18 protein-coding genes are annotated in these 23,733 nt (G+C 55.0%); 10 read left to right on the top strand and 8 right to left on the bottom strand.

Translation table 11 applies throughout. From position 1 onward, the window contains the following. Nucleotides 1–125 precede the first annotated feature (125 nt). The 9 genes from FUA23_RS19355 (at nt 126) to FUA23_RS19315 (ending at nt 9,203) form a co-directional block, all read left to right on the top strand. Nucleotides 126–1,163, top strand: coding sequence for a hypothetical protein (locus tag FUA23_RS19355; protein WP_147932423.1), 1,038 nt, complete (start codon nt 126–128; stop codon nt 1,161–1,163). After that, entirely contained in the window at nt 1,114–2,586 is a 1,473-nt protein-coding gene (locus FUA23_RS19350) for a phage tail sheath family protein (protein WP_246144379.1), read from the top strand. The genes FUA23_RS19355 and FUA23_RS19350 overlap by 50 nt, the downstream gene beginning before the upstream one ends. 124 nt (nt 2,587–2,710) lie before the next feature. Beyond that, entirely contained in the window at nt 2,711–3,160 is a 450-nt protein-coding gene (locus tag FUA23_RS19345) for a phage tail protein (protein ID WP_147932422.1), read from the top strand. A gap of 80 nt (nt 3,161–3,240) precedes the next feature. Beyond that, on the top strand, nt 3,241–4,977 hold the full coding sequence (gene vgrG, locus FUA23_RS19340) for a type VI secretion system tip protein VgrG (protein ID WP_187271136.1): 1,737 nt from the start codon (nt 3,241–3,243) through the stop codon (nt 4,975–4,977). Between the two features lie 69 nt (nt 4,978–5,046). Then, complete coding sequence (locus FUA23_RS19335; RefSeq protein WP_147932420.1) at nt 5,047–5,346, top strand: PAAR domain-containing protein; 300 nt, start codon at nt 5,047–5,049, stop codon at nt 5,344–5,346. 168 nt (nt 5,347–5,514) lie between these two features. Then, nucleotides 5,515–5,766 (top strand): hypothetical protein, encoded by a 252-nt coding sequence (locus FUA23_RS19330; RefSeq protein WP_147932419.1) that lies wholly within the window; start codon nt 5,515–5,517, stop codon nt 5,764–5,766. Nucleotides 5,767–5,805: 39 nt separating this feature from the next. Beyond that, nucleotides 5,806–7,143, top strand: a complete 1,338-nt coding sequence (locus FUA23_RS19325) for a glutamine synthetase family protein (protein WP_147932418.1) — start codon at nt 5,806–5,808, stop codon at nt 7,141–7,143. A 26-nt stretch (nt 7,144–7,169) separates the two neighbouring features. After that, nucleotides 7,170–8,195 (top strand): aminoglycoside phosphotransferase/kinase family protein, encoded by a 1,026-nt coding sequence (locus tag FUA23_RS19320; protein ID WP_147932417.1) that lies wholly within the window; start codon nt 7,170–7,172, stop codon nt 8,193–8,195. 159 nt (nt 8,196–8,354) lie between these two features. Continuing rightward, nucleotides 8,355–9,203, top strand: a complete 849-nt coding sequence (locus tag FUA23_RS19315; RefSeq protein ID WP_147932416.1) for an HAD-IIA family hydrolase — start codon at nt 8,355–8,357, stop codon at nt 9,201–9,203. A gap of 215 nt (nt 9,204–9,418) precedes the next feature. On the opposite strand, the gene FUA23_RS19310 is transcribed toward FUA23_RS19315, so the two are convergent. After that, complete coding sequence (locus tag FUA23_RS19310; protein WP_147932415.1) at nt 9,419–9,763, bottom strand: hypothetical protein; 345 nt, start codon at nt 9,761–9,763, stop codon at nt 9,419–9,421. Nucleotides 9,764–9,897: 134 nt separating this feature from the next. Continuing rightward, nucleotides 9,898–10,218 (bottom strand): rhodanese-like domain-containing protein, encoded by a 321-nt coding sequence (locus FUA23_RS19305; RefSeq protein WP_147932414.1) that lies wholly within the window; start codon nt 10,216–10,218, stop codon nt 9,898–9,900. Between the two features lie 130 nt (nt 10,219–10,348). On the opposite strand from FUA23_RS19305, the gene FUA23_RS19300 reads away from it, so the two are divergent. Next, complete coding sequence (locus tag FUA23_RS19300) at nt 10,349–11,443, top strand: hypothetical protein (RefSeq protein WP_147932413.1); 1,095 nt, start codon at nt 10,349–10,351, stop codon at nt 11,441–11,443. Nucleotides 11,444–11,756: 313 nt separating this feature from the next. Here the strand turns inward: FUA23_RS19300 and FUA23_RS19295 are convergent, their stop codons facing one another. From FUA23_RS19295 to FUA23_RS19270, 6 genes are all read right to left on the bottom strand, one after another. Continuing rightward, nucleotides 11,757–13,172 carry a purine-cytosine permease family protein gene (locus tag FUA23_RS19295; RefSeq protein WP_147932412.1) on the bottom strand — a complete coding sequence of 472 codons (1,416 nt, stop codon included), beginning with the start codon at nt 13,170–13,172 and terminating at the stop codon, nt 11,757–11,759. Between the two features lie 80 nt (nt 13,173–13,252). After that, nucleotides 13,253–14,398 carry an alpha-hydroxy acid oxidase gene (locus tag FUA23_RS19290; protein WP_147932411.1) on the bottom strand — a complete coding sequence of 382 codons (1,146 nt, stop codon included), beginning with the start codon at nt 14,396–14,398 and terminating at the stop codon, nt 13,253–13,255. Nucleotides 14,399–14,497: 99 nt separating this feature from the next. Then, nucleotides 14,498–15,874, bottom strand: a complete 1,377-nt coding sequence (locus FUA23_RS19285; RefSeq protein ID WP_147932410.1) for an FGGY-family carbohydrate kinase — start codon at nt 15,872–15,874, stop codon at nt 14,498–14,500. 104 nt (nt 15,875–15,978) lie between these two features. Next, nucleotides 15,979–17,256, bottom strand: coding sequence for a sugar isomerase (locus FUA23_RS19280; RefSeq protein ID WP_147932409.1), 1,278 nt, complete (start codon nt 17,254–17,256; stop codon nt 15,979–15,981). Nucleotides 17,257–17,563: 307 nt separating this feature from the next. Then, nucleotides 17,564–19,669 carry a bifunctional aldolase/short-chain dehydrogenase gene (locus FUA23_RS19275; protein WP_147932408.1) on the bottom strand — a complete coding sequence of 702 codons (2,106 nt, stop codon included), beginning with the start codon at nt 19,667–19,669 and terminating at the stop codon, nt 17,564–17,566. Between the two features lie 383 nt (nt 19,670–20,052). After that, nucleotides 20,053–22,791, bottom strand: coding sequence for a response regulator (locus FUA23_RS19270; protein ID WP_187271135.1), 2,739 nt, complete (start codon nt 22,789–22,791; stop codon nt 20,053–20,055). Nucleotides 22,792–23,733 lie beyond the last annotated feature (942 nt).

The raw sequence follows: 23,733 nt of genomic DNA, 5'->3' as shown, positions 1-23,733 counted from the left end.
AAAACCCCCGTTTTCCCCTCTCCGCTTGAAACAAGCCCGGCGAACACCTATCTTTAGAGCAGGTCCGATTTTCAGATCAGGCAATACTGCTTTTTGCGCCACTTGCCCCCCAGCACAAGAACACCATGGACACGCACTTCCAATCCCTGCTCCAGATCCGTCTTCAGCACGACTATTTCTCCGACGGGAATTGTCGCGATCTCGTACTCGTCCCCTCGCCACTGACGGCCCAACTGATGGAAAGCATGACAGTGAGAATGGTAGCGAGGAATTACGGAACCGAACTCTTCTACGGGGAGACGGATGACCACCCCAATCCGCTGAAGAACTTAAAAGCTCCCTTGCGCCTCTCCTTCTGGTTGCGGACCGCTACGCCACTGCTCTACAATTACACCAATCACCTGCCCGAAGCCCCCTCTTCTTCGCTGCTGTATTTTACTAACTACGGTCAGGGATCTGCCAAAATATTTTCGGCTAACCCCGATGCGCTAACCGGTGTCGTTAGTCCGGTTTCTGAGTGGGAAGTCAGCAATAACCCGGCAGAGGCCTGGGTTGCTGACGAAAACGGAGATGCTCTTCCCGATGGTGCAGCAATGCCCGGCCCCGGGTCGTCAACCCGGGTGGACATCATGAGTGCCGGCCTGCAGGCCGGCCGGTATTTCCTCAGGGATGGCGAGGAGGCAACGCCTTTCCTCCCTAAAAGCGACGGCTATCAGGTCGGTGACATCGGCTTGCTGTCCATCACTCTTGGTGACACCGGAGACGGGAACCACGCAATTCTTGCCCCTGACGGCAGCATCGACCCAGCGGTTTACACCATATCCTTTTCTGCCCGCAGCACCTTCTGGCGCTACTACATAATCGGCCGTACCGTAAACCTTGAAAAGCTCAGCATCAGCAGCGAAGGAGACAGTCCTGAATTCAGGGTTCCTACTCCTCCCACTCGCCCGTTGGCCAATGGTTCGGAGGCAGCGGTGTTGGTATCCGCAAGCCCCATTCCGCTCAGGTTCCGCCCGCCCGAGCGCTTCCTCCTTACTTATACCGATGAGGCGGGAAACATCCATCCTGATGCGATTCTCCTGCCCAATGCGGGAGGGGAACAAGTTACCCGGGATGAGCACGACCCTACGGTGTTCTATTCAGATATGTTCGTCTATCTCTAACACCAGCAATTACACCATCATGGCCAAGACCCAAAGCACCCCCGGGGTGTATATCGAAGAAATAAATGATTTCCCCAAAGCCGTAGTCCCCGTACCAACGGCTGTCCCGGCTTTCATTGGTTATACCGAAAAAGCAGAACGGGGTGAAGAGTCTCTGCGCCTCGTACCAACCAAAATTAATTCGATGGCTGAGTTCGAGCGGTTGTTTGGCGGAGCACCCGCAACGACCTTCACTTTATCCAATTCTGATGAAGCCGGGGTGCCGTATAAACTGGCGGTCAAAGACTACTTCTTCACCCTTTACCGGCAGTTGAGGATCTTTTACGAAAACGGAGGATCAAGTTGTTACATCGTTTCCGTCGGCGGCTACTCTACAGAAGATGGTAACCCGGCGGTGATCAGTCTCGAAACCCTGCAGTCGGGCCTCGCGCCGCTCCGCAAAGAAAAGGAGCCGACGATGCTCCTCATCCCCGAAGCAGTACACGCTCCGGTGCGGGCCAATCACTCCAACGAAGACCAAAAGGCCACCTACCAGCTCCAGCAACAGATGCTCAGTCACTGCGGCGGGGATACAAAGAGCCGGTTTGCAATCCTGGACGTACGGATGGACGGCGCCAGTTCAGAAGATCCGTTCTACAATATAGAGCCTGACATCACCCGCTTCCGAAAGGGCATCGGCTCCGAAAATCTCGACTGGGGCGCGGCCTATTTCCCCTGGCTTCACACTACTGCGGTTACCAAAGATGAGGTAGGGCCGGACAACCTCGACGCCGCCAGCGAAATCAGGCCCGGCCCGGCGGATGCGTTGTACGCGACGGCGATGAACGACATCCGCAAGTATCTCAATTTGCTGCCTCCAAGTGCTGCTATGGCAGGGGTGTATTCCATGGTCGACAACTCAGTGGGTGTGTTCAAGTCGCCAGCCAACGTTAGAATTGGTTCCGTTATGGCACCAGCAATTGAGATAAACAACAGCGATCAGAAAGATATGAACGTGCCGTTTGACGGCAAATCCATCAACGCTATTCGCTCCTTTCCCGGCCAGGGCGTACTCGTTTGGGGCGCCCGCACCCTCGATGGCAACAGTCTTGACTGGCGCTACATCAGCGTTCGCCGTACGGTCATTTTCATCGAGCAGTCTATCACCAATACGGTGGAAAGCTGCGCCTTCTCCCCCAATTCGGCTGAAACCTGGACTTCCATCAAGACTTCCATCTCTGTATTTCTCACCAATTTCTGGAAGGCCGGCGGACTTGCCGGGGCAACCCCAGAGCAGTCGTTCAGCGTAGACGTTGGTCTTGGGAGTACGATGACTGCAACCGATATCCTTGAGGGTATAATGCGCATCACCGTCAAGGTGGCCATTACGCATCCGGCGGAATATATCGCTCTCAATTTTCAGCAGAAGATGTCGGAGGCTTAGCCCAGTCCTCCGGTTCAGCTGGCCTTATTCTTTTTTGCATACGGCGCGGCCGCGGGTGCAAAGTCAGTTGACAGGAAACATCGCTCCACCACAAAACCGCTTCTCTAAACCAAAGCAAATCATCATGGCAGGCGAAAGACAGGAAAATCCCTGGCCCGTACCAAAATTTCACTTCAAGGTCACCTTCGGCGATCACGGCGAAGCTTCCTTTCAGGAAGTATCCGGGCTCGATGTTGAGGATAATGTAATCGAACACCCCATGGGTGACAACCTTCAGTTTGCTACCGTCAAGATGCCGGGGCTGACAATGGTCTCCAATGTCACCTTGAAAAAAGGTTTTTTTGACTATGATTCCGGCTTGTACGATTACTTCAGTTCCATAAAAATGAACGTAGTTGAACGGGAAACCGTCACCATCCGGCTTCTCGACCAGGAGCACCACCCCGTCATGACCTGGAAACTAAATAACGCCTTCCCTATAAAAATGAAGGAATCTGACCTCTCCGCAGAAAGCAGAAAGGTAGTGGTGGAGGAAATCACACTCGCCCACGAAGGGATCACCCTTCAGAAATAACAGTAACCAGTTTCAGCCCGAAGCTTACAATCTCCCTCCTCAAAGAAAACCTTATGTCAGAGAGTCCCTTAGTTGCATATATGGAATTACTATCCGTTAAAATCCTGACCGACGGTTCAGAACTTAAGGATGAATACCTGCTTATATCGGCCGAAGTAGAGCGTGGAGTTAGCAGCACCGCCCGGGCAACCTTCTCGATTCTATTACCCAATGAATCAGGCAGCAATGCTTCCTTTGCCATCAGTTCCGGCAAAGACTTTCTGCCCGGTGTTTCCGTTGAAATAAAGGCAGGGTACAACGCGGTCACCGAAACGATTTTCAGGGGCAGGATTGTTGGCCATGGCCTCCAGGTACAGCCAGACCGACAACCCGTGCTTAGCGTTCGCTGCCAGGCAGCGGCAAGCAAGCTGACCGTCGGTAAAAAAACCGCTACTTTCGAGGGCAAAACAGACAGTGCTGTAATCGACGATCTCCTCGCCGGCGCAAGCCTAAAAAGAACGGTAGAGGCTACCACATACACGCACCCCCTGCTCATCCAGCACCGGATGACAGACTGGGACTTCATCGTGAGTCGCGCCGCCGCCAACGGAATGATCGTTTACTCCGAGTTGGGCGAGGTGTTCCTCAAAGCACCCGGGACATCCACTCCTCCGAAGTTGGTCGTTACTTACGGCGAAGACGTTCTTGAGTTCGACGGCGAAGTCAACGCCAGCCACCAGTTTTCCGCGGCTTCGGCCGCAGGCTGGGATTTCTCCACCGGTAAATTGGTCGAAGCTGAAGGGGAAGAGCCCTCTCTCGTCAATCCGGGTAATCTGGAGGGAAGCGAACTGGCCGCAGAGACAGACCTGGGCAAGCAACAGTTCCGCACTACTCTACCCCTGCCCGAATCTTCGTTGCGGGCAACGGCAAATGCTATGCTGCTCCGCTCCCGGATGTCTGCCGTGCGGGGCCGAGTCGTTTTCTACGGCAACGCGACGCCTAAAATCAACACCCTCATCGAGCTGGCCGGGTTTGGAGACCGGTTTAACGGCCGTGCCCTGATCACCGGCGTTCGCCACACTATCATTGAAGGACACTGGACAACGGAAACCAGCTTCGGGCTTCCGCCGGACTGGAACGCAGCCCAGGCAGCCAATCCGCGGTATTCCCCCGAAGAAGCATCCCAAATCAGCGGGCTGCAAAACGGTGTAGTCCTCAACATCCACCAGGATCCGGAGGGGCACGCGCGGATACACGTCAACATCCCGGCGCTGGATACCGCGGTATGGGCCCGCCAGTCGATGCTCTTCGCGACCCAAGGAGCCGGAGCTTTCTTTTTACCCGACATCGGAGACGAAGTGCTGCTCGGCTTTCTGGCCGATGATCCCCGCTTTGCGGTAGTCCTTGGCAGCCTCCCCGGCCCAGGACACAAGAGCGCCTACTCCGCAGAAGAGACCAACAAAATCAAAGCCCTGACGACCAGGTCCGGGCTCCACCTTGAGTTTAACGACGATGAACGAACCTTCTCCATTGCGACTCCGGCCGGGAACAGTCTGGTGCTGTCTGAAGACAAGAGCTCCGTCGTTCTAACCGATGAGAACGGCAATACGGTAAAGCTGGACAATGACGGCATCACCCTGACGAGCACCAAAGACATCGTCTTGAAAGCCAGCGGTAAAATCAGTCTCAAAGCTGACCAAAACATCGAGGCCACCTCATCAGGTGGAGACATAAGCCTGGAGGGAAGCATTGGTATTCAGGTAAAAGGTGGCGCAAGCGCTGAACTTAGTTCCGGTGGCAACACGATCATCGAAGGAGCAATGGTGATGATTAACTGACGCCCCCATGCCCTTCCAACCTCCACCGCACCTGCGCCCGCGCCCACAACGAACCAAAATACCAATAAAATGCCCCCAGCCGCCCGCCTCACCGACATGCATACCTGCCCGATGCAAACGCCCGGAATACCGCCCGTTCCCCACGTCGGCGGCCCCATCACCGGCCCCGGAGTACCCAACGTTTTGGTTGCGGGACTACCGGCTGCAACCCTGGGCGACTCCTGCCTATGCGTGGGTCCGCCCGCCAGCATCGTGAAGGGCTCAGCCACCGTAATGATCGGCGGAAAACCCGCCGCGCGTCTCGGCGATGCGACCGCCCACGGCGGCACCATCGTTCAGGGAGCACCAAACGTTATGATTGGTGGATAAGCGTAAGCCAAAGCGTGTATTTTGTTTTGTCATTGTCCTTGTCAGTCCTTTAAAAAGGCGACATACCGGAAACGAAAGCAGCGGGTAAAGCATCTACAAGTTGCCAATATCCGCAATAGTACCTACTTTGCCTCTACCGCCCGTTTGGCGGCGCTTAAATAAACCGTCATGCCTACCAACTACACCGAAGAAGACCTTGTTTACGTTCGCCTGATTCGCCGCGAAATCGGCAACTTATGGTCTGAAGCACGCCAGCGCGTTATCGACAACCTCCCCGAAGGATCTGACCCCGAATTAATCGGAAAGTACGTCGATGAACGGCCCGAGCCTGGCATCTACATCAACGAATACGGCGTGGAGCCACGCTTCTATCCTCACCGAACCAGTGGCCGCCTGCTCGAGTTTTACCGGTCGGTGTAGAAGCTTTTTTCTTCAACCTGCCTCAAAAACTCCCCAAGCGTGAATGATCTTCTCCAACAACTGGATGCTGCCCCCGGCGCACAGGTAAAAGTCGGCGTAACGGACCTCGACGGTGTCTTGCGGACCAAATACCTCCACCGGGATAAAGTACGCTCGGCCCTCACCGACTGTATGGGTTTTTGTAACGTAATTTTTGGCTGGGACAGCCAGGACGAGCTCTACGGCCATGCTGTACCCGACCCTGGTTATGCTGACAGTCAGGTAAAGTTACAGCCCGATACGCTGCGGCATATTCCCTGGGAGAACAACATCCCTTTTATACTCGCCGATTTCTCCGGGGGCGAAGACCCCGCCGCGGCGGGCTGCCCGCGCTCTTTGCTGAAAAGGGTTATCGCCCGGGCGGAGAAACTCGGCTTCACGGCCCGCTTCGGGCCCGAGTACGAGTGGTTTGTTTACCGCGAAACGCCGGACTCCCTGGCGGAGAAAGACTTCCGCAACCTTCGTCCGCTCAGCCCGGGCATGTACGGTTACTCCGGGCTTCGCACCGGCATGAACGCCGACTATTTTGCGGACCTGTTCGGGCAACTCGGCCGGTTCGGCGTGGAACTGGAAGGGCTGCACACCGAGACCGGCCCCGGCGTGATGGAAGCCGCCATCAGCCACCAGACAGCACTGGAAGCTGCCGACCGGGCCGTGTTGTTCAAGCAGGGCGTCCGCCAGATCAGTTATCGCCACGGGCTGGTGGCAAGCTTTATGGCCAAACCCCGGGCCGATATGCCCGGCTGCGGCGGGCATCTGCACCAATCGCTCTGGCACGACGGCAAAAACGCATTCTACGATGCCACCGCTCCGCACCGAATGAGCGAAACTTTCCGGCACTACCTGGCCGGTCAACTGGCGCTGCTCCCCGTCATCCTGCCGCTCTTCGCCCCTACCGTCAACAGCTACAAACGCTACGTCGCCGGCTCATGGGCCGCAACCCGTTGTAACTGGGGCGTCGACAACCGAACGGTGGCCCTGCGGGTCATCCCGGGCAGCGAAAAGAGCTGCCGCCTCGAAACCCGCGTACCCGGCTCCGACGCCAACCCGTACCTCACCGTTGCGGCGGCGCTGGCCGCCGGGCTGTACGGCATCGAGCACAAACTACCTTTAGAGCTTCCTCCGGTGAAGGGCAGCGCTTACGATCAGGAAGTCGGTGAGTTACTCCCTGCCAATCTGGGCGCGGCCGCAGGTGCAATGGCGGTTGAGGGGCCTCACTATGACCTGTTGGGCAAAGACTTTACGGACCACTTCGTTAAAACCCGCCTCTGGGAGTGGCAGCAGTATCAGGCAGCAGTCACCGACTGGGAGTTGCGCCGCTATCTCGAAATAACGTGAGCAATCACACCATAAGACCATCAAAAATGACCGATTACGAAGCCATCATCCACTACGCCTGGCGTGCCTACGATCATACCCGGACCATCTCCTCGATCGAAAACATCAGCGCCAAAGTGTCTACCAATTCGGTTTTCCAGATGAATATGGCCGATGGCAACGTACTTATCGCAAAAGTGACCGTCTTCGGCTCCTTCGAGGGTTTCGCCGAAGACCATACCATCGTGAACGTTCTGGCCAACAACCTGCCCGTTCGCTACGCTAACTTTCTCAGCCGGGCCCTCATGAAAGGCAACCAGCTGTTCTTCCACCGCTACATCGATAACGACACCGACGCCTGGGTTGTCTTTTACCGTCCCATTCACATTCAGGAGAAGTCGCCCAAACGGCTCAACCTCGATCAGGTCGCTAAACTCGGACGTGAGATGGCCGCTTTTCACCGCGACTGTACCCTCGTCAGCGGAACGTTACCGAGCAGTAACCGCGACATGACCACCGACGTAGACAGCCTGCTTCGCGACCTGCCAGAGCTCTACCCCGATCATCAGGATATGATCCGCCGCCACTGCCACGCTTTTTTGAAGAACACCTTCCGGCTCAACATCCTCGGCTTCGAGAAGATCCCGGTTTTTGTAGATTGGAACATCGGTAACTTCAGCATCAACAAAGACGGATCGCTCGCCAGCCGGTGGGACTACGACTGGTTCCGGATTTCCACCCGCGTTTCAGATTTTTACTTCCTCAGTCGGGTTGTAAGTGATGTTGGCGACCAGGATGAATTCACCTACGAAGTAGAACGAATGACGGAAGACCGGTTCCTCCACTTCCTGCGGGCGTACCACGAAGTCTTTCCGCTGTCCCGCGCCGAAATCCGGTTTACTAAAGAAGCCTACCGCTTCTTTCTGCTCAATTACGTACTTCGCCTCGGCCGGTATTTCTTCCGGCCGGAAATCGCCAAAAAGCTGACCGCCGACGTGCTGCAGGTCCACCTCCCTACCCTGGATGAGAAGTTCGACGCTGAGGTTCTCGTGAAAGGTCTCGGCCTCGATTAACCCAACTGGTTTCCGCCCTCAGTACGTCTTTACGGCCGGAAGATGGCTTACGCTCTTCCTACCGTCTGGCGGGTCCGGAGCCGGAGATAAAGGATTTATTGAAACCCCAAAGCCCGCAGACCTTGCTAACTTGCCCGGCACAAACCCAAGTCCGTAAAAATGCAAATCTCCCGTTTTTCCGAAATCGCTCAGGATTTCCCCGTTGTTTTCTTTGATAGCTATGGCGTTCTGCGCAACCACAACGGGCTCATTCCCGGCGCGATCGAGTGCGTGGAGCAGATGCGCGCCCGGGGCATTCACGTCCGGGTACTCACCAACAATGCCGCCCGCAGCCCTGTTGCGGCAGCAGCAAGGCTTGCCTACTACGGCCTTCCTGGCATCCCGGCCGAGGAGGTCATCACGAGTGGTGCCACTACGCGGCACTTCCTGGAACAGAAAATCCGGTCCGGCAAAGTTGCCTACCTCGGCACGCCCGCTGCCGCCGAATACATCATCAGCGCCGGACTGGAAGCCGTGCCCGTTGCGGAGGTCGATTTCGACAAGCTCGACGAGATCAAAGGCTTTGCCTTTCTGGACGATGAGGGCTACGACTTAAACAAAGACATTAACCGGACGATCAATCTTTTGCGCCAGCGACTCGTCCCCGTCGTGGTGGCCAATACCGACCTCCTCTACCCCGTGGATAAAGAGAACGTCGCTCTTGCCACCGGGAGCATCGCCCGCTTGGTGGAATACGTCCTGGGGCGTCAGTTTGCCAAGTTCGGCAAACCCGCCAGCCAGATGTTCCAGATGGGCCTCGACAGCGTAGCTCAGTTTTTCCCGGAGGTTTCTCCGAAGGATATTCTGATGGTGGGCGATACCCTCCATACCGATATTTTAGGTGGTAACTCCTTCGGCGTCACTACTGCGCTCGTACTCAGCGGAAATACCCGGGCAGACAGTGTTGATCTGGAGGTAAGAACCTCCGGAATTATCCCTGACTTTGTCTGTAACAGTATAGGCGAGTAAGGTTTCGGGCTTGGCGGTAGGGGGTGTAATCTGAAGTCAGTTCTCCCCCCGGCAGGGCTAACGCATAGGATAGTTAAGCCGTGTTACCCCCCCCCCCCAACCCGTAAGCTTCGCTGCTGCCTTCGGCGGTCCCACGGGGGATGGGCTAGTGAAAACGCTCCGCGTTTTAGGGTAAAATGCCGAAGACGCTGATGGGCGGGTTACGCACCTTGGGATCAGTGGCTGATTTGGGGAGTGGTCTCAAAAGCACTGGCGCCCCAATCCTGCAGGACTTCTTCGCAGACGCGGATGCAGGCCCGGCACCTCGCGGTGCCCCCCTCGAACCAGGATTTGGCGATGCTGGTAAACACCTCGGCGCAGTGCTGCAACCGGTCGGTTGTGTGCTGGCACTGAGTTTCAATCATCGCTACGGCAATCTCCAGGGCCAGAACCAGGTCCATCAGACCAGCGCGGTGTTTGGCCGAACTCTTGGTGGTTTCGAGGCAAGAACGGCAAATGCCTAAACAAGCCCTGAACTGCTGAAGGTGTATTTGTGATACGGAAGAATCTGGTGCCGCCATTTGATCAAAGGTTATGCTGTATAGACACTTCTGAGCCCCGTGAGTTGGTGGCCCGACGGACTTTAACACCCAAAATTTTTACCCCGGCAGAACCGGAGCCCCTAACCAACACTTTGCACCTGCGTCCGCGCCTTCTACACTAACTGTTTCACCTGCCGGTCCACGTTGTGCCAGCTCCCGCCGTTGATGGTTTCGATGCCGAGCTCGTTGAGTTGGCGCGCGGCCATTCCACTACGGCTGCCCGAAGCACAACAGGCAATAATCGGAGCATCGAGCTGGCGCAGCTTCAGCAATTTCCGATCAAGTAATTGCAGCGGGATATTGAGGCTTCCGGCAACGTGGCCGTTCTGGTATTCGCCTGCGGTCCGCACGTCAACGATGGTGCCGTTTCGGAGGTCTTCAGCGTTGAGTTCCACTCCGGGAGCACCAAAAATAGATTTGAATAAATCCAGCATTGTATTCTTTTTTGTTCACGACAAAGGTCGTCCTCTCATAACGCCGCCGACGGTGACCTGGATCACAAACCAACCCTACCGACAACCGGCAAGGTCTCTTTCTTGTACTCTGTCGATAGATCCGTCCCCTATGCGTTTTATACTGCTGATACTTTTGGTTCCTTTCATTGCGGCGGCTCAGCCCACCGATTATTCGAATTCTGTTCTGTATGGAGAGCGGAACGGGCTTGCCGAGCTCCCCGATACTTACCGCATTTTCGTGGACCGCAACGGAGACCTTTATCCCGGCCAAACGCTGCCTGACAGCCTGGTTTCGGCGGCCGATGCCTCATTGGCTAAGTTGTACGAGCGGCGGCCCGACCTCTTCCCTACCGCCCAGCCTTCCTTTGCTGCTTACCAGGATTCGCTGCTGCAAGCCAACCTGCACGTCATCAACAGGCTTGCGGCCAACAATACCGATGTTTTCGCCTTTGTTCATGGCTTCCGTAAGCCTTTTCGTCCCGTCGCCGGAGGCCGAACGGCACAGTCGGAATACCTTCTGCTGCAGCAACGGATCAGAAACGCGGCGCCGGATACCACGCGGCCTTTCTTCATCGAAATCTACTGGGACGCGACCTACGATTGCTGCTTCGGCTTCAAGGCGAAGCAAAACCGGGCGCTCTTCCAGTTATTCGAACTGCAGGCGCAACGGCACGCTTCGGTGGCAGGTTACCGCCTGCGGCCGCTGTTGGCCGGTATCACGACCGACAAGCTTCACCTCATCGGCCACAGCCTGGGCACCCGCCTCGTCGTTACCGCTGCGTTCAACGCTTATGCCGATGATGTGGCTCAGGAACTCCGTGCGGAAGCAACGCCCGGGCAGCCACTCGTGGACATTTGCCTCATCGGGCCCGCCATTGCGGGCAGCGCGTTCGAGCATTATTACCTCAGAGGCAACAAGGAGCTGTCAAACCAGGACAATTACCACCTCTCGATCTTTTACAACCGCAAGGACTTTGTCCTCAAAAAACGGGTTTTCATCTTCGGACCCGGGCCGCGGCGGTACGGGGATACCAGCCTCGGCGCCGATCGGCGCCGGTCAGTCGCGAAGCTCTCGGAGCTTTTCTCAGAGGTCTACCCCGGTTCAGGTCTCTCTCCTTACCGGGTCAGCATCGGGAAGTCTCACGCGCTGCGGCATTATTCCGGAACGGAGGAATTCCGGACCTATTTAGGAGGACTTTGGTAGCACAGCGCCGGTTTCATTCGCAGTATATTCAGGTCTATACTATTCTAACCCGGCAACGCTATGCCTTAATAAGAAAACCAAGGATGAGTAAAAACAAGGCGCGGCCGCAGGTGCATAGATTGCTCTCAGGAAGACCGTAGCCGGAATTCGCCTTATCAGGCGAACGTCTGAGATGCGGCGTTTCCAGGGCATTCATTTGCCTCTAACCTTCTTCTGCACCTGCGTCCGCGCCGGATTAGTTGCGATCAGCGTATAATTTTGCCTTCGGTAAAACGCCATTCGGGTCACCCGGGCGAAAATCATCGTATTCAGATCAGGCTTTCTCCCGCTGCCAGCGTTTGCTCAGCACAAGGAACAGCACACCACACAGCAGCCAGGCCGGGAGGGTTACGAAACTCAGGAAGATATCGAACTGCCACGAAAGGAAGTAGAACAACCCGAAGCTGACCGCCCACGCCCACAGCACCGCCGGATTGAAGGAAATGCCCGCAAATTCGGCGTAGTTCTTCCGGATGCCGAAACGATCATGAAAGAAGTGTTCGAATACGATCACCGCTCCGAAAGGTGCCAGCACGAAGCCGTAGAACGCCACAAAGCCAAGCAACTTCATGGCAAAGGCAGGAAACAGGCCTGCGATGGTTGCGATGGTTCCCGCCAGGATGGTTACCCAGAAAGTAGACACCTTGGGCATCAGTGTCTGGAAAGCTAACCCGGCCCGGTAGATTGTCGGGTTCGCAGTTGTCCACCCCGCCAGTAACACGGCGATTATACCGAACCAACCGATGGCATTGTAAGCCAACGGACCTGGAGCGACTTCGGGCGCCTGGCCTCCGGCCAGGGTGGCCTGAGCTTCGGGGCTTTGCAGGAATACGGCGTACAGCAGTGCCGCCGCAATCCAGGCCATATAGTGCCCCACGTACATTCCTGCGGCCGTCATCCAACCCGCACTCGCCTTTTTAGCGAAGCGAAAAACGGAGAGGTCAGACATCCCGACGTGCATGGCTGCATTGGCGAACCAGCTCCAAATCATCACGTGCCAAAAGGTGTACTTGATCTGACCGGGAAAGGGCTCGCTGCCTTCTCCCCAGATGTTCCAGAAATCCTGAAAGCTGCCAACCCCAAGCTGGTTGAGGGCAACGATGCCCGCGGCCAGGAACGCCAGAACAATAACCGGGCTCATCCAGTTGGCTGCTTTAGAGACCGTCTCGTAGCCCCGCGAGGCGATGAGGGCAATTACCGCCCCGACGACCAGTACGATGATGATGTACGTTGGTCCGTTTGGCAGGGTATCCGTCAGCTGCGGCATTTCCATCCCAAAGGGAATACCCACCGCCGTGGCGGAAACGGTAATCATAGATCCGGCCAGGAAGCAGAACAGTACTCCATTGGCGACATTGTAAAATTTAACCAGGGTTGCTCCGCTGATTTTTTCCAGCTGAAAGTACAGCGTCAAACGGTTTTTAACGGCGATCTCAGCGGTAAGAAAACGCCAGCTCAAAACTGCCAGCAAATTACCGAGCAGCAGCCCGACGATCAGGTCGAACGCACTCACACCAGTGGTAAGAAAAAGAGGCCCGATTACGAACTCTGTACCGGCAGCGTGCTCCCCGGCGTACATCCCCAGAAAACTTCCCCAGCCTTTCCATTTGGATGCGGGTACTGGTTCGCGTTCGTATTCGCCGCCGGCGAGTTCTTCGATGTATTCTTCCTCAGAAACGTTTTGTAGCATGATCGTTTTAAAATTGAAAAAATGAAAAACTAAAAGGCAAAGAACAGGCACCCATTGCACTCCGCCGGTTGCCGGTACTCTTATATCAGGTGTGAAGGCAGGTCTTCGACCCGCTCGCAGCACAACTGCTCCATAACTTGCTGGAGTTGCATCTTGAGCATAGCAATAGTGTGGTTGCCTCCATCAGCCCCGAGGGCGGCCGTGCCGTACATGAAGGATCGTCCCATCCAGGTAAATTTGGCGCCGGAGGCGACGGAGCGGGCGATATCGGGGCCCGACCGCAAGCCGCTGTCTTGCATCACGGTGATCTGGTCACCGTATTGCCTGGCAATCCGGGTGAGTGGCTTGATGCTCGACTCTCCGGCATCGAGCTGGCGCCCGCCGTGATTACTAACTATGATTCCGTCGAGGCCAAGCCGGATGGCTTCAGCAGCATCAGCTTCGTTGGCTACGCCTTTGAGGACGAGTTTCCCTTTCCACATATCGCGGATCGGCTTAATCTTATCTGCACTAAGGCGCCCGCTGAAGGTCTGGTCCATAAACTTACCCAGCTGGGCCATGTCCAGCCCTTTGGGGATGTACGGCTTGAGGGTTTCGAACTCCGGCTGACCGTTAAAGAGGGTCCGCAGGGCCCAGTTCGGACGACCGAAGATCTGGATGAAGTTAGCAACCGACATTTTGGGCGGCATCGCCAACCCGTTGCGGATATCGCGGGGCCTGTAACCAAAGGTAGGAACATCGCAAAGGATGACCAGCGTACCGTACCCTGCGTTCTGGCAGCGCTTGATGATGTCGTCGCGCAGGCTGTTTTCTGTAGGATGATAAAGTTGAAACCACGCCTTTCCGTCGGTGATTTTCCCGATGGTTTCGATGCTGCTGGTACTTACAGTACTTAAGCAGAAAGGAATGTTGTGTTTCATCGCTGCTTTGGCGAGAATCTCGGGAGACTTTGGCCACATCAACCCCTGCAGGCCTACGGGAGCCACGCCGACCGGCGCGTCGTATTCGATCCCGAAAAGCTCTGTTTTCAGGGAGGCTCCGTTGAACTCCCTCAGGTAATGGGGCAGCAGTTCCACCTCCCGCAGTTCAGCGGTATTCTTGTGCAGGTTCATATCCTCGTTGCAGCCTCCGTCGAGATACTCAAAGGCAAAACGGGGAATTCGTTTTTTAGCTCTGGTACGCAAATCCTCTACTGAAGGATAGTTGCCGTTGAAGTCATTGGTCATAATACTGAATGAGTTATAATTTGTGGCTACGCATCTGGTCAGCGGTTTATCCGCTACGCCCGGACGGAATAATCGCATTGATCTGGCGGCAGGTAACCATCAGGCCGGTGCCAGGATGAAGGGCTGGTGCTTTCTCAATCCATAGTTGTCCTTCAAAAATTTAGAGTTCAGTTCCTTATCAGAAATGCAGATAGCTGCGCCAAGGGCCGACCCCAGGGAGGCATCGGTGGTCCTCACTTTGAGGTCCCGAAAATGATGGGTCAGCAAATTAAGGTAAACTTCATTATCGCTGAAGCCTCCGTCGACAAAAAGCTTATTCACCTCCAACCCGCCCAAAGCAGCACGGATGTTCTCCGCCTGGAGACGGGTGAGTTCCATCATCAGGTGGTGGTAAGCGTAGCTGTAAGATGTCCCTGCGGGGATCGATGTCTCGCTCGCCCCCTCTCCCGGGAGCATCTCCAGGCGAAACCAGGGCTTAAAGTCCTTCAGCAACTCACCGTAGGCTTCCGTACTGAATTTCATGGTCTTATGTCGTCCTTCGTCGACATTGAAGTGATCGGCCAGCTTTTGCACCTGCCGTTTGTACTCTTCGCCCAAAAACAAGCGTGCAGCCTTCACCGGCTGACCATCGATGCGCATATAGTTGATACACTGTGCCTTCTGGTCCTCCGGGCTAAGCGCCCCTTCGGCGAAAGGATTGAGCGAAACGCTCCAGGTCCCCGTAGACACCAGAACGAAGGGTTTTTCCTGGCTGCGGATATAGGGCAGCAACGCGGACGAGCTATCATGAATCCCAACGCCAACGCTGATGCGTTTACCGTTGTAGTTCATATTTATGCTCGTCTCGGTTGAGACGATCGGGGGTAAGATCCGATGCAACTCTTCCTGGTATACCCAGTCGTGGTAATCTTTCTTGCGGTAATCCCACAATGCAGTATGGCAGCCGATACTCGTGTACTCGCTCAGCGGAATGCCCGTAAAGACGTAACTGAGAAACTGAGGCAGGTGCAGCGAATACCTGATTTTAGCGAATACTTCCGGTTTGGTGCGCTTTAGCCAGTAGAGTTGCATCCCTGAGTTCAGCATTCCGGCGCTGTTAGATCCGGTGTGGGTCGTAAAATCTTCTTCCGGACCATAGCGCTGGTAAAACTCCGTCACCAACTCCTCCGGTAAAGGCTTGTTGTAGTTGTACAATGGCGTGAGTACTTCCCCATCGGCACCGAGGTGTACAAAGCTGGCGCCGTAACTGGAAAAATTGATGGCCTGAACGTCGTACTGTTCTGCTTCCAGGATGCGGTGGAAGACTTCTTTCAGCCAGGCCCCAAGGGCCTGTATGTCTTCAGTCGGGAACCCGTCTTCATCCTTAATCATTGGGAAGCAGACATACTCCCGGTGTACTTCGCGGAAATTTTCGTCGAAGAGGAAGAACTTCTTGTTGGTACGGCCGATGTCGAAAATGGCGGTTACGGGGGTCATTTTATTGGGTTGAGGGCCTCAGGCCCGATATGTATTGCGCCTTCAGGCGCTCAATTTCACGCCTGAAGGCGAAGGAGGAATCGGGCCAGAAGCCCTGCCCCCAATTACAGGCCGGTAGCCACTGTGTGCTTTCCTCGCTCTCCGATCAGTCCTTCGCGGACCCGGAGGGTGCGGTAGGCGCCCAGCGGGTCGAGTGCTCCGCCGCGGCTCAGGCGCGCTCGCTCCAGCAGCGGCCGAACGTCCGTACGGTAGGCACCCTGAAGGATTTCCTGACACTGCACGACATCGTGGTTCAATTGAGCAGCGGCCAGTGCTTTCTGGTCAACGAGCAATGCTTTGGCGTAGGCTTCCTGAATGGCTTCGAGGCTCTGGATCAAATCTTCGAGGGGGTCTTTCACGTTGTGGCTCGCGTCGATCATCCAGGCGAGGTCCGGGTTCTGGGGGTTATGCTCCATCCCGTACACGAGCTCATTGAAGATGAGGAACAGCGCGTAGGGTTTGATGCTGCCTACGGTCAGGTCGTCGTCGCCGTATTTACTGTCGTTGAAGTGGAAGCCACCGAGTTTGCCCTTTGCCATGAGGGTGGCAACCACCTGCTCGATGTTGGAGTTGGGGAGGTGATGGCCGAGGTCGACGAGAGTATACGCCCGTTCGCCGCAGGCGTTGGCGAGCATGAAGCTCGTGCCCCAGTCCATAATTACGGTACTGTAAAAATTGGGCTCGTATGGTTTATATTCAATCAGCAGGCTCCAGTCGTCGGGCATGCCCGCGTAGATTTCCTTGCAGCTTTTTTCGGTTTGAGCGAGTGCTTTCTGGAACGAGCGTTGGCCGGGAAAGCTGGTACCGTCGGCCAGCCAAACGGTCAGGCTTTTGGAGCCGAGTTTTTCACCGATCCGGACAACCTCATGATTATGCTCTACTGCCTGTGCCCGAATGGCCTCGTCGGTATTCGCCAGGGAGCCATGTTTATAACTGAGTTTTGCACCCGGTTGGTCCTGAAAGGTGTTCGAGTTGATGGCATCGAAGACGATCCCGTTTTGATCGGCGATTTGCTTTACGGCCGCGTAATCGGTCGGTACATCCCAGGGGATGTGAAGCGAAACGGCGCCCGCCGTTTGGGTGAGTGCGTGCAGAATCCCGACGTCGGCTATTTTCTGTTCCAGCGTAGCTGGCTCTCCGTGGAAACTGAACCGACCGAACCGGGTTCCGCCCGCACCAAGGGCCCAACTGGGTACAGCTACCTGGAAATCGGCAATTTTCTTAACGAGCGCCTCCACGTCGGTATGGCTGCGGCTCAGCTTTTCGGCCAGGTGGTTGAAATCTGCTTCGTGGTTATGAAGGCTGCCGTTGGCAGCCAGGATGCTGTCTTTATCTAGTTGCATGATTTGTTGATAGGTAGACCTTTTGTAAGTCGACGTGTAATAATTGCCCTTTCCGGGCTGATACAAATAAAGAGGCGGGGCCGCAGGATACAGGCTTGCGTTCTTCGGAACAATGTACTGCATCCGCAGACATTGCTCTTCGGGGACCCACTGCGTGTGTATCACGAGATGCACGGATCCCCCCTCTCCCCCGGCCCCTCTCCTCGGGAGAGGGGAGACGTGACAAGCGGCAAGTTCGTGATAGTAGTGCATCTCGTGATACACACACCCACTGCTTTGCACCTGCGGCCGCGCCCTGCAGAACCTCTTACCGTACGAAAGCGGTGGCCATGCCGCCGTCAACGTTGATGATGTTTCCGGTGGTTTTGGTGAGCACACCCACGCAGGCGAATACGCCGTCTGCAATATCCTCCGGGCGGATGATTTCGTTGAGCAAGTTACGCTTAGCGTAGTGAGCAGGCAGTTCCTCGACCGTGATGCCGTAGGCTTTTGCCCGGCCTTCGGCCCAGGCTCCTTCCCAGATTTTAGACCCGATGATGACGCCGTCGGGGTTGACGGTATTCACCCGGATGTGGTCTTTGCCCAGTTCGGCGGCGAGCAGGCGCGCCATATGCTGCTGGGCAGCCTTTGCCGTTCCGTACCCAACGTTGTTCGGTCCTGATACAAGTCCGTTTTTACTGGCAATACTGATGAAATCGCCTCCTGTGCCCTGGTCGCGCATAATCCGGGTGGACTCTTGCGCGAGCAGGAACTGCCCCTTGACGAGAACGTCCTGCAGCAGGTCCCAGTCCTTCTCGGTGTGGGCTTCGAGCGGTTTCGAAATTGCCAGCCCTGCAGAATGGACAACGATGTCGACACCTCCGAATTCCAGAGCAGCAGCATCGAAAGCTTTTTCGATGGATGCAGCGTCGGTTACGTCCGCTACGGCGTAAGTCGACTGGTCGCGCTTGTAGGTTGCCTGGGCGGTTTTGAGGAATTCCTCGTTGATGTCGGACAGGACCACCACCGCGCCTTCGGCGACGAGTTTGTCGGCGATCGCCTTGCCGATGCCACCTCCGGCTCCCGTCACGAGAGCGACTTTCCGGCTGAGGGGTTTCTCGGCTGGCATCCGTTGGAGCTTGGCTTCTTCGAGCAGCCAGTATTCGATATCGAAGGCTTCCTGGCGTGGCAGGGCGGTGTATTCAGTGATCGCCTCGGCTCCCCGCATCACATTGATTGCGTTGATGTAAAACTCGGAAGCGACGCGGCTCGTCTGCTTGTTCTTCGCGAAGCTGAACAGTCCTACGCCGGGGTAAAGGATGATAACGGGGTTGGGGTCACGTACGGCGGGGCTGTTGTCCCGCTTGTGGTCGTCGTAGTATTTCTGGTAACCGGCGCGGTAGTCGGCGAAAGCTCCCTCAAGCTTGGTCAGGATGGCCTTGCGGTCGCTCAGGTCTTCGTTGGGGTCGAGGTCGAGTACCAGTGGTTGAATTTTGGTACGCAGGAAGTGGTCCGGGCAGGAAGTTCCCATCGGCGCAAGGCGGTCGATGTCGTTGGAGTTGATGAACTGGAGGACGACGTCGGTATCCTGAAAAGTTCCTACCTGAAGTGCTTCGCTGCTGGTAAGGCCGCGGAGCAGCGGCATCAGTTTACTGGCCTGTGCCTTCCGGGCAGCGGGGTCGAGGCTTTCTACCCGCTGGCCACCAAACACCTGGTCGCCCTGTGCTTTCACCCGCTTTTCGATGTACTCGCTGGCCATCTCGATGACTTCCAGGCTGTTCATGTAACTTTCGTAGCTGGTATCTCCCCAGGTGAACAGGCCATGACTGCCCAGAACGATGCCCCGGATACCGGGGTTCTCGGCAAGGCATTTTTCCAGCTGCAGGCCGAGGTCGAAGCCGGGGCGTTGCCACGGAACCCAGCCCATGGTATCTCCCCAGATTTCTTTGGTTACTTTCTCGCTGTCTTTGGCTGCGGCAACGGCGATGAGGGCATCGGGGTGCAGGTGATCGATGTGCTTAAAGGGCAGCAGGCCGTGCAGCGGTGTATCGATGGAAGGTGCTTTGGAGTCGAGGTCGTAGATGCAGTGGTTGAACAACCCCACCATCCGGTCTTCGTCGTGCATTCCTCCGTATACTTTCTTGAGGTCGCGCAGACGCTCGGTGTAGAGCCCGGCAATCCCTTTGCGGGTGAGTGTGCCGATGTCTCCTCCGGAACCTTTCACCCACATAACTTCAACTTCCTTCCCCGTGAGCGGGTCTTTTTCTATGGTCTTGCAACTGGTGTTGCCTCCCCCGTAGTTGGTGATGCGCAGGTCTGCGCCCAGAATGTTGGAACGGTAGAGGAACAAAGCGACCTGATCGTCGCCCAGGGAAGCCGCGTGGGCTTCGTCCCAGAGGTAGTCAACGTGCTTGAAGGTGGTGGTATTGGTCATGATCTTCAGTATGATATTTTTTGGATTTGTCCTTTTCTTATTCGCTAAAGTATAGCGGGTCTTTGCGGGAGGTATCCTGTACCATCCCGGTAACTAATGATTACAGGAGCTGATTTCCGAAAGGGCGCAGACGCAGGTGCAGGGTAAACATGAAGGCAGGTTACTACCGGATTCTCCGGGTTGGCTTCATGACCGCCATACCGTTGCGAAGGGGCGCATACCAGGCTTTAGCCGGTACCCGAAGGCTGTTCTACCCGTGACGTACCGGAATACCTCCGCCACTACCAGTTTGCAGAGCGAAGCCGGATGACTGCGAAAAAAATCGCAAGAAAGCAGCCGAAAAAGAGGACCCCCCCCTTTACGTTGAGGGTCCGGAATTTGCTTCAGGAGCTCTGGTCTTTCCGGTACGCACCCGGCGTCATCCCAAATTTCTCCCGAAAACTTTTGATAAAGTAAGTCGCGCTCCCAAAGCCGGTCTCACAAGCAACTATGGCTACGGTCTTGTCTGTTTTGAGCAGTAAGTCTGCCGCTCGCTCTAACCGAATGCTCCGGATGAAATGATTGCTGGATTGATCAATGAGTGCACGGAATTTTCGGTTAAGACTGGTCCGGCTCATCGCCAGGTGCTGCGCCAACTGATCGATGTCGAAAGATTCATCGTCGATGTGGTCTTCCACGGCCTGAATGGCTGAACTGAGGAATTTCTGATCAACGGGCGTTGCCGTTATTTCAGAAGGTCTGAGGGTGATGGAACTGGCAAAAAGCTCGCGTAGCATCTGTCGGGATCGAATCAGGTTGCGGATGCGGGCCAAGAGTTCCTTTACCTCGAAGGGTTTCACCAGGTAATCATCCGCTCCGGTATCCAGACCATGCAGCCGGTCGCGGCTGGCGGAACGTGCGGTGAGGAGGATGATGGGGATATGGCTGGTGGTGATTTCCGTTTTCAGATCGAGGCAGAGTTCAAAGCCGTTCATTTCGGGCATCATTACGTCGCTTACTACGAGGTCGGGCATAAGCCTGCGGGCAAGTTCTACGCCCTCCCGGCCGTTGGAGGCTGTACAGACGCGGTACGTCCCTTCCAGACCTCTGCTAAGGTAAGTCCGCATATCTGCGTTGTCTTCCACTATCAAGACCAGTGGCGTCTTTTTAGCTTGTAGCGGTCCTTTTGGCGTGTGAACTTTTGGTACGTGTAACTCTTCGGAAGTGTCCAGCACCAGTGGGTCAAACCCACTAACAATATCTTCAGGAGCTATTGCCTCTAAGCCCGGAGTGAAGGGCAGGCCGATCCGAAAATCGGTACGAACGTTTGCCTCGCTGCTCACATCGATAGTGCCCCCGTGCAGAAGGACCAGCTCACGGCTGAGTGCCAAGCCGATACCGCTGGAATCCACGGGTTCTTCCGCGTTGGTCGTATCGGTATAGAAACGGTTAAAAATAAACGGCAAAGCAGTGGCTGAAATACCCTTGCCAGTATCCCGGACGGTGATGAAGGCTAAGTCCTTCGTCGCTTCGAGCACCACGGTAATGGAACCGCCGGCGGGGGTGAACTTGAAGGCATTGGTAAGCAGGTTATAGATAATGGTTTCCAGTTTTGCTGCTTCGGCGGAAACGACGAGGGAAGACAATTTGGTGGAGAAAGTCAGCGTAATCTTCCGTTGTACTGCCAGGGAATCGTACGTGGAGGTAAGCCGGCGTAATAGTGGTACTAAGTCAACGGGCATCGCCTCCAGGATACTGCGGGAAGCCTCCGTCCGGGAAAGGTCGAGAATCTGATTAACGAGGTGGAGCTGCCGGCGGGCGTTCCGATCTGCAATGGCAAGGAGCTCCTGCTCGGCGGGTTCCTTACTACTCTGCAGAAGTTGCTTGATCGGCCCCAGAATCAGCGTTAAAGGCGTCCGGAATTCATGCGTAACGTTGGCAAAGAAGCGGGTCCGGAACTGATGCTGGTCGGTAAGCCGCTGGTTTTCCCGGATCCCGGCGGTCAACTTATCGTAGATCCCGTATAGGATCATCCCGGACAACGCCAGAGTACTCCACATAAAAAGGCCTCTAAGCGTATCACTCCTGAATTTCAGAAGCATGCCAAGAACAAAGATAGAACTGAACAAAAAAAGGACACCGAAGGAAAGGAGCAAAATAAACTCCGACCGTCCCCCTTTCCTGGCAGCAATCACCACTATTCCGATGGTAAAGACGGCCCAGAGTATTGATACTGAATTGGCAATAGTTACTGATGTGGAATCCGGAACGATAGCCAGAAGGGGAAGGATATTGACACCCACAATGCACGCTGCCGTACCCAAATACCAGGGATAAAGCTTTGGAAATACTTTTCGAAGATCAAGATAGCTGATGATGAACCCACTCAACCCCAAATTGATCAGTACGATGAAAGGGCCTCCCTCTATTCGGGTAATCCATAAATAGTCCTCCGGCAGAATTCCGGAAACATGCATCTTCCCGTAGAAATACCCTCCAAATCCAAGTAGGAGAATACCACAAAAAAGAATAGAATATTTCCGAAAAAAAGAGAACAGGAGGCTGCTGAAAATCAATAATGACAGTATGAACCCCAGGTAAAGATAATAATGGCTAAAATCCCTTGTCCGCAATTTGAATACGCGGTCGCTGCCGGCCAGGGTAGTTCTGTACATCCTGGCCGCATTTTTCCATTCGCTAAAAGTTCCGCGAAAGTAGACAGTAGCGGTTTCTCCGGGAGATAGATACAGGGCGATTACCGGATCAAGGCCAGGAACAGCATCGGTTCCAGGTTCGACTACTGTGGTCTCCTCTCCTTTGTTGCGAACTACAAAAGCCCGGGCTGCTTTAGTGCCACCAGCGAAAACCAGATAATCACTGCGCGGCAAAGTACCATCGTTCCGGAAGGTGGTCTTACTCCAGCCAACATACTCCTTCCCTTCATAACTCGCCGGAGCGAAAGGAGCCCAGGGTACCTCGTCGTCCGTCAGCAATCGTGAAATATCGTAAGAGCCGGAACGATCAAAAAGTACCTGCTGCTCATCCTTAATTAAATCGTACCCAATACGTTCAACGCCTTCGGGTATGGAAACTATCAGGGAATCCGACGCTTGAAGACCTAAGAACGCAAAAAGCCCGAACACCAATAAAAGGTGCCGAACAAACGAAAAACAGACGCAAGGATTAAAAAAGGAAATCTGAATCAACATCGTGAAAGGTAGTCATAAACAAGAGACAAAACACTCAGGCATTGTCCACAAAGTTGAAAGCGGTTTTTTTCACTTTAGGCTTTCGGCTCCCGATCGGCGTTAAGCCAGCTCCACAGCCAAGCTGTTTATCACCTTTTGCAGCGGCAAAAAGCAGGCCACCGGCAGGCAGGTAAAATGTGATGAATCTATTAGGCTCAAACCAGATTGTCGCGATTGTTCCTCCCCAGCGTAGTTATACTCAGACTAAGCAAACCTAGAATGAGATATTTTTGATGAATTTGCTTCGGCTACGATGACTCCGATTTTGCGTCTCCCGCAGTCGCTTGGAGCTCGTAGCTTTTTTGACGCTTTTTCTTTTGAAGGCGGCTCAAAGGGGCATTTAAACTAACACTTTGAAAGCGTCGAGCCGGATCCTCTTTCATTGGTTCAAGATCAGTCTCTGTAGATTTGGTTTTTTGCTGGTTAAGTTGATCTACGCCAGGGCCGTAAGGGGTATCGTTTTTCAGCATCCCGTAAATCATTCGGATAAGCTTGTGCATTAGCACTCCCAAAGCAGAGTCGTGGGATCTCCCCTTCTGACGATGCTTCGCGTAAATGGAGCGTAGATAAGGATTGTTATCCAGACATCGAAAGGCCAATAGGTACAGTTCCCGTCTCACCAAACTATTTCCTTGTTTGGACATCTTAGGCTTATAAGTAGGGTGTTCCCTCTGTTAGGCTGCGGCCGTGGCCGATTCCGTCCTCTCTCGGAGCACTCTTAGCTGAGTGTATCGCGTCGGGCAGGTGTTGGCGGTTTCCCAGTCGTAGACCTGCTGGTAAGTTACGGTAGTCAGGGCGCGATCGACAAAATCTAGCGAGATGTCGATATGGTATAAC

Source organism: Neolewinella aurantiaca, assembly GCF_008014675.1.
In the GTDB taxonomy this organism is placed as follows: Bacteria; Bacteroidota; Bacteroidia; order Chitinophagales; family Saprospiraceae; genus Neolewinella; species Neolewinella aurantiaca.
This window is presented reverse-complemented; position numbering and strand designations above follow the sequence as displayed.

Bases quoted from the DNA above. Each gene is read 5' to 3' on its own strand.
- FUA23_RS19310 (WP_147932415.1), bottom strand. From the start codon at position 9,763: ATGGCGGCACCAGATTCTTCCGTATCACAAATACACCTTCAGCAGTTC.
- FUA23_RS19345 (WP_147932422.1), top strand. From the start codon at position 2,711: ATGGCAGGCGAAAGACAGGAAAATCCCTGGCCCGTACCAAAATTTCAC.
- vgrG (WP_187271136.1), top strand. From the start codon at position 3,241: ATGGAATTACTATCCGTTAAAATCCTGACCGACGGTTCAGAACTTAAG.
- FUA23_RS19290 (WP_147932411.1), bottom strand. From the start codon at position 14,398: ATGACCAATGACTTCAACGGCAACTATCCTTCAGTAGAGGATTTGCGT.
- FUA23_RS19350 (WP_246144379.1), top strand. From the start codon at position 1,114: ATGAGCACGACCCTACGGTGTTCTATTCAGATATGTTCGTCTATCTCT.
- FUA23_RS19315 (WP_147932416.1), top strand. From the start codon at position 8,355: ATGCAAATCTCCCGTTTTTCCGAAATCGCTCAGGATTTCCCCGTTGTT.
- FUA23_RS19355 (WP_147932423.1), top strand. From the start codon at position 126: ATGGACACGCACTTCCAATCCCTGCTCCAGATCCGTCTTCAGCACGAC.
- FUA23_RS19320 (WP_147932417.1), top strand. From the start codon at position 7,170: ATGACCGATTACGAAGCCATCATCCACTACGCCTGGCGTGCCTACGAT.
- FUA23_RS19275 (WP_147932408.1), bottom strand. From the start codon at position 19,669: ATGACCAATACCACCACCTTCAAGCACGTTGACTACCTCTGGGACGAA.
- FUA23_RS19300 (WP_147932413.1), top strand. From the start codon at position 10,349: ATGCGTTTTATACTGCTGATACTTTTGGTTCCTTTCATTGCGGCGGCT.
- FUA23_RS19335 (WP_147932420.1), top strand. From the start codon at position 5,047: ATGCCCCCAGCCGCCCGCCTCACCGACATGCATACCTGCCCGATGCAA.
- FUA23_RS19330 (WP_147932419.1), top strand. From the start codon at position 5,515: ATGCCTACCAACTACACCGAAGAAGACCTTGTTTACGTTCGCCTGATT.
- FUA23_RS19305 (WP_147932414.1), bottom strand. From the start codon at position 10,218: ATGCTGGATTTATTCAAATCTATTTTTGGTGCTCCCGGAGTGGAACTC.
- FUA23_RS19285 (WP_147932410.1), bottom strand. From the start codon at position 15,874: ATGACCCCCGTAACCGCCATTTTCGACATCGGCCGTACCAACAAGAAG.
- FUA23_RS19295 (WP_147932412.1), bottom strand. From the start codon at position 13,172: ATGCTACAAAACGTTTCTGAGGAAGAATACATCGAAGAACTCGCCGGC.
- FUA23_RS19280 (WP_147932409.1), bottom strand. From the start codon at position 17,256: ATGCAACTAGATAAAGACAGCATCCTGGCTGCCAACGGCAGCCTTCAT.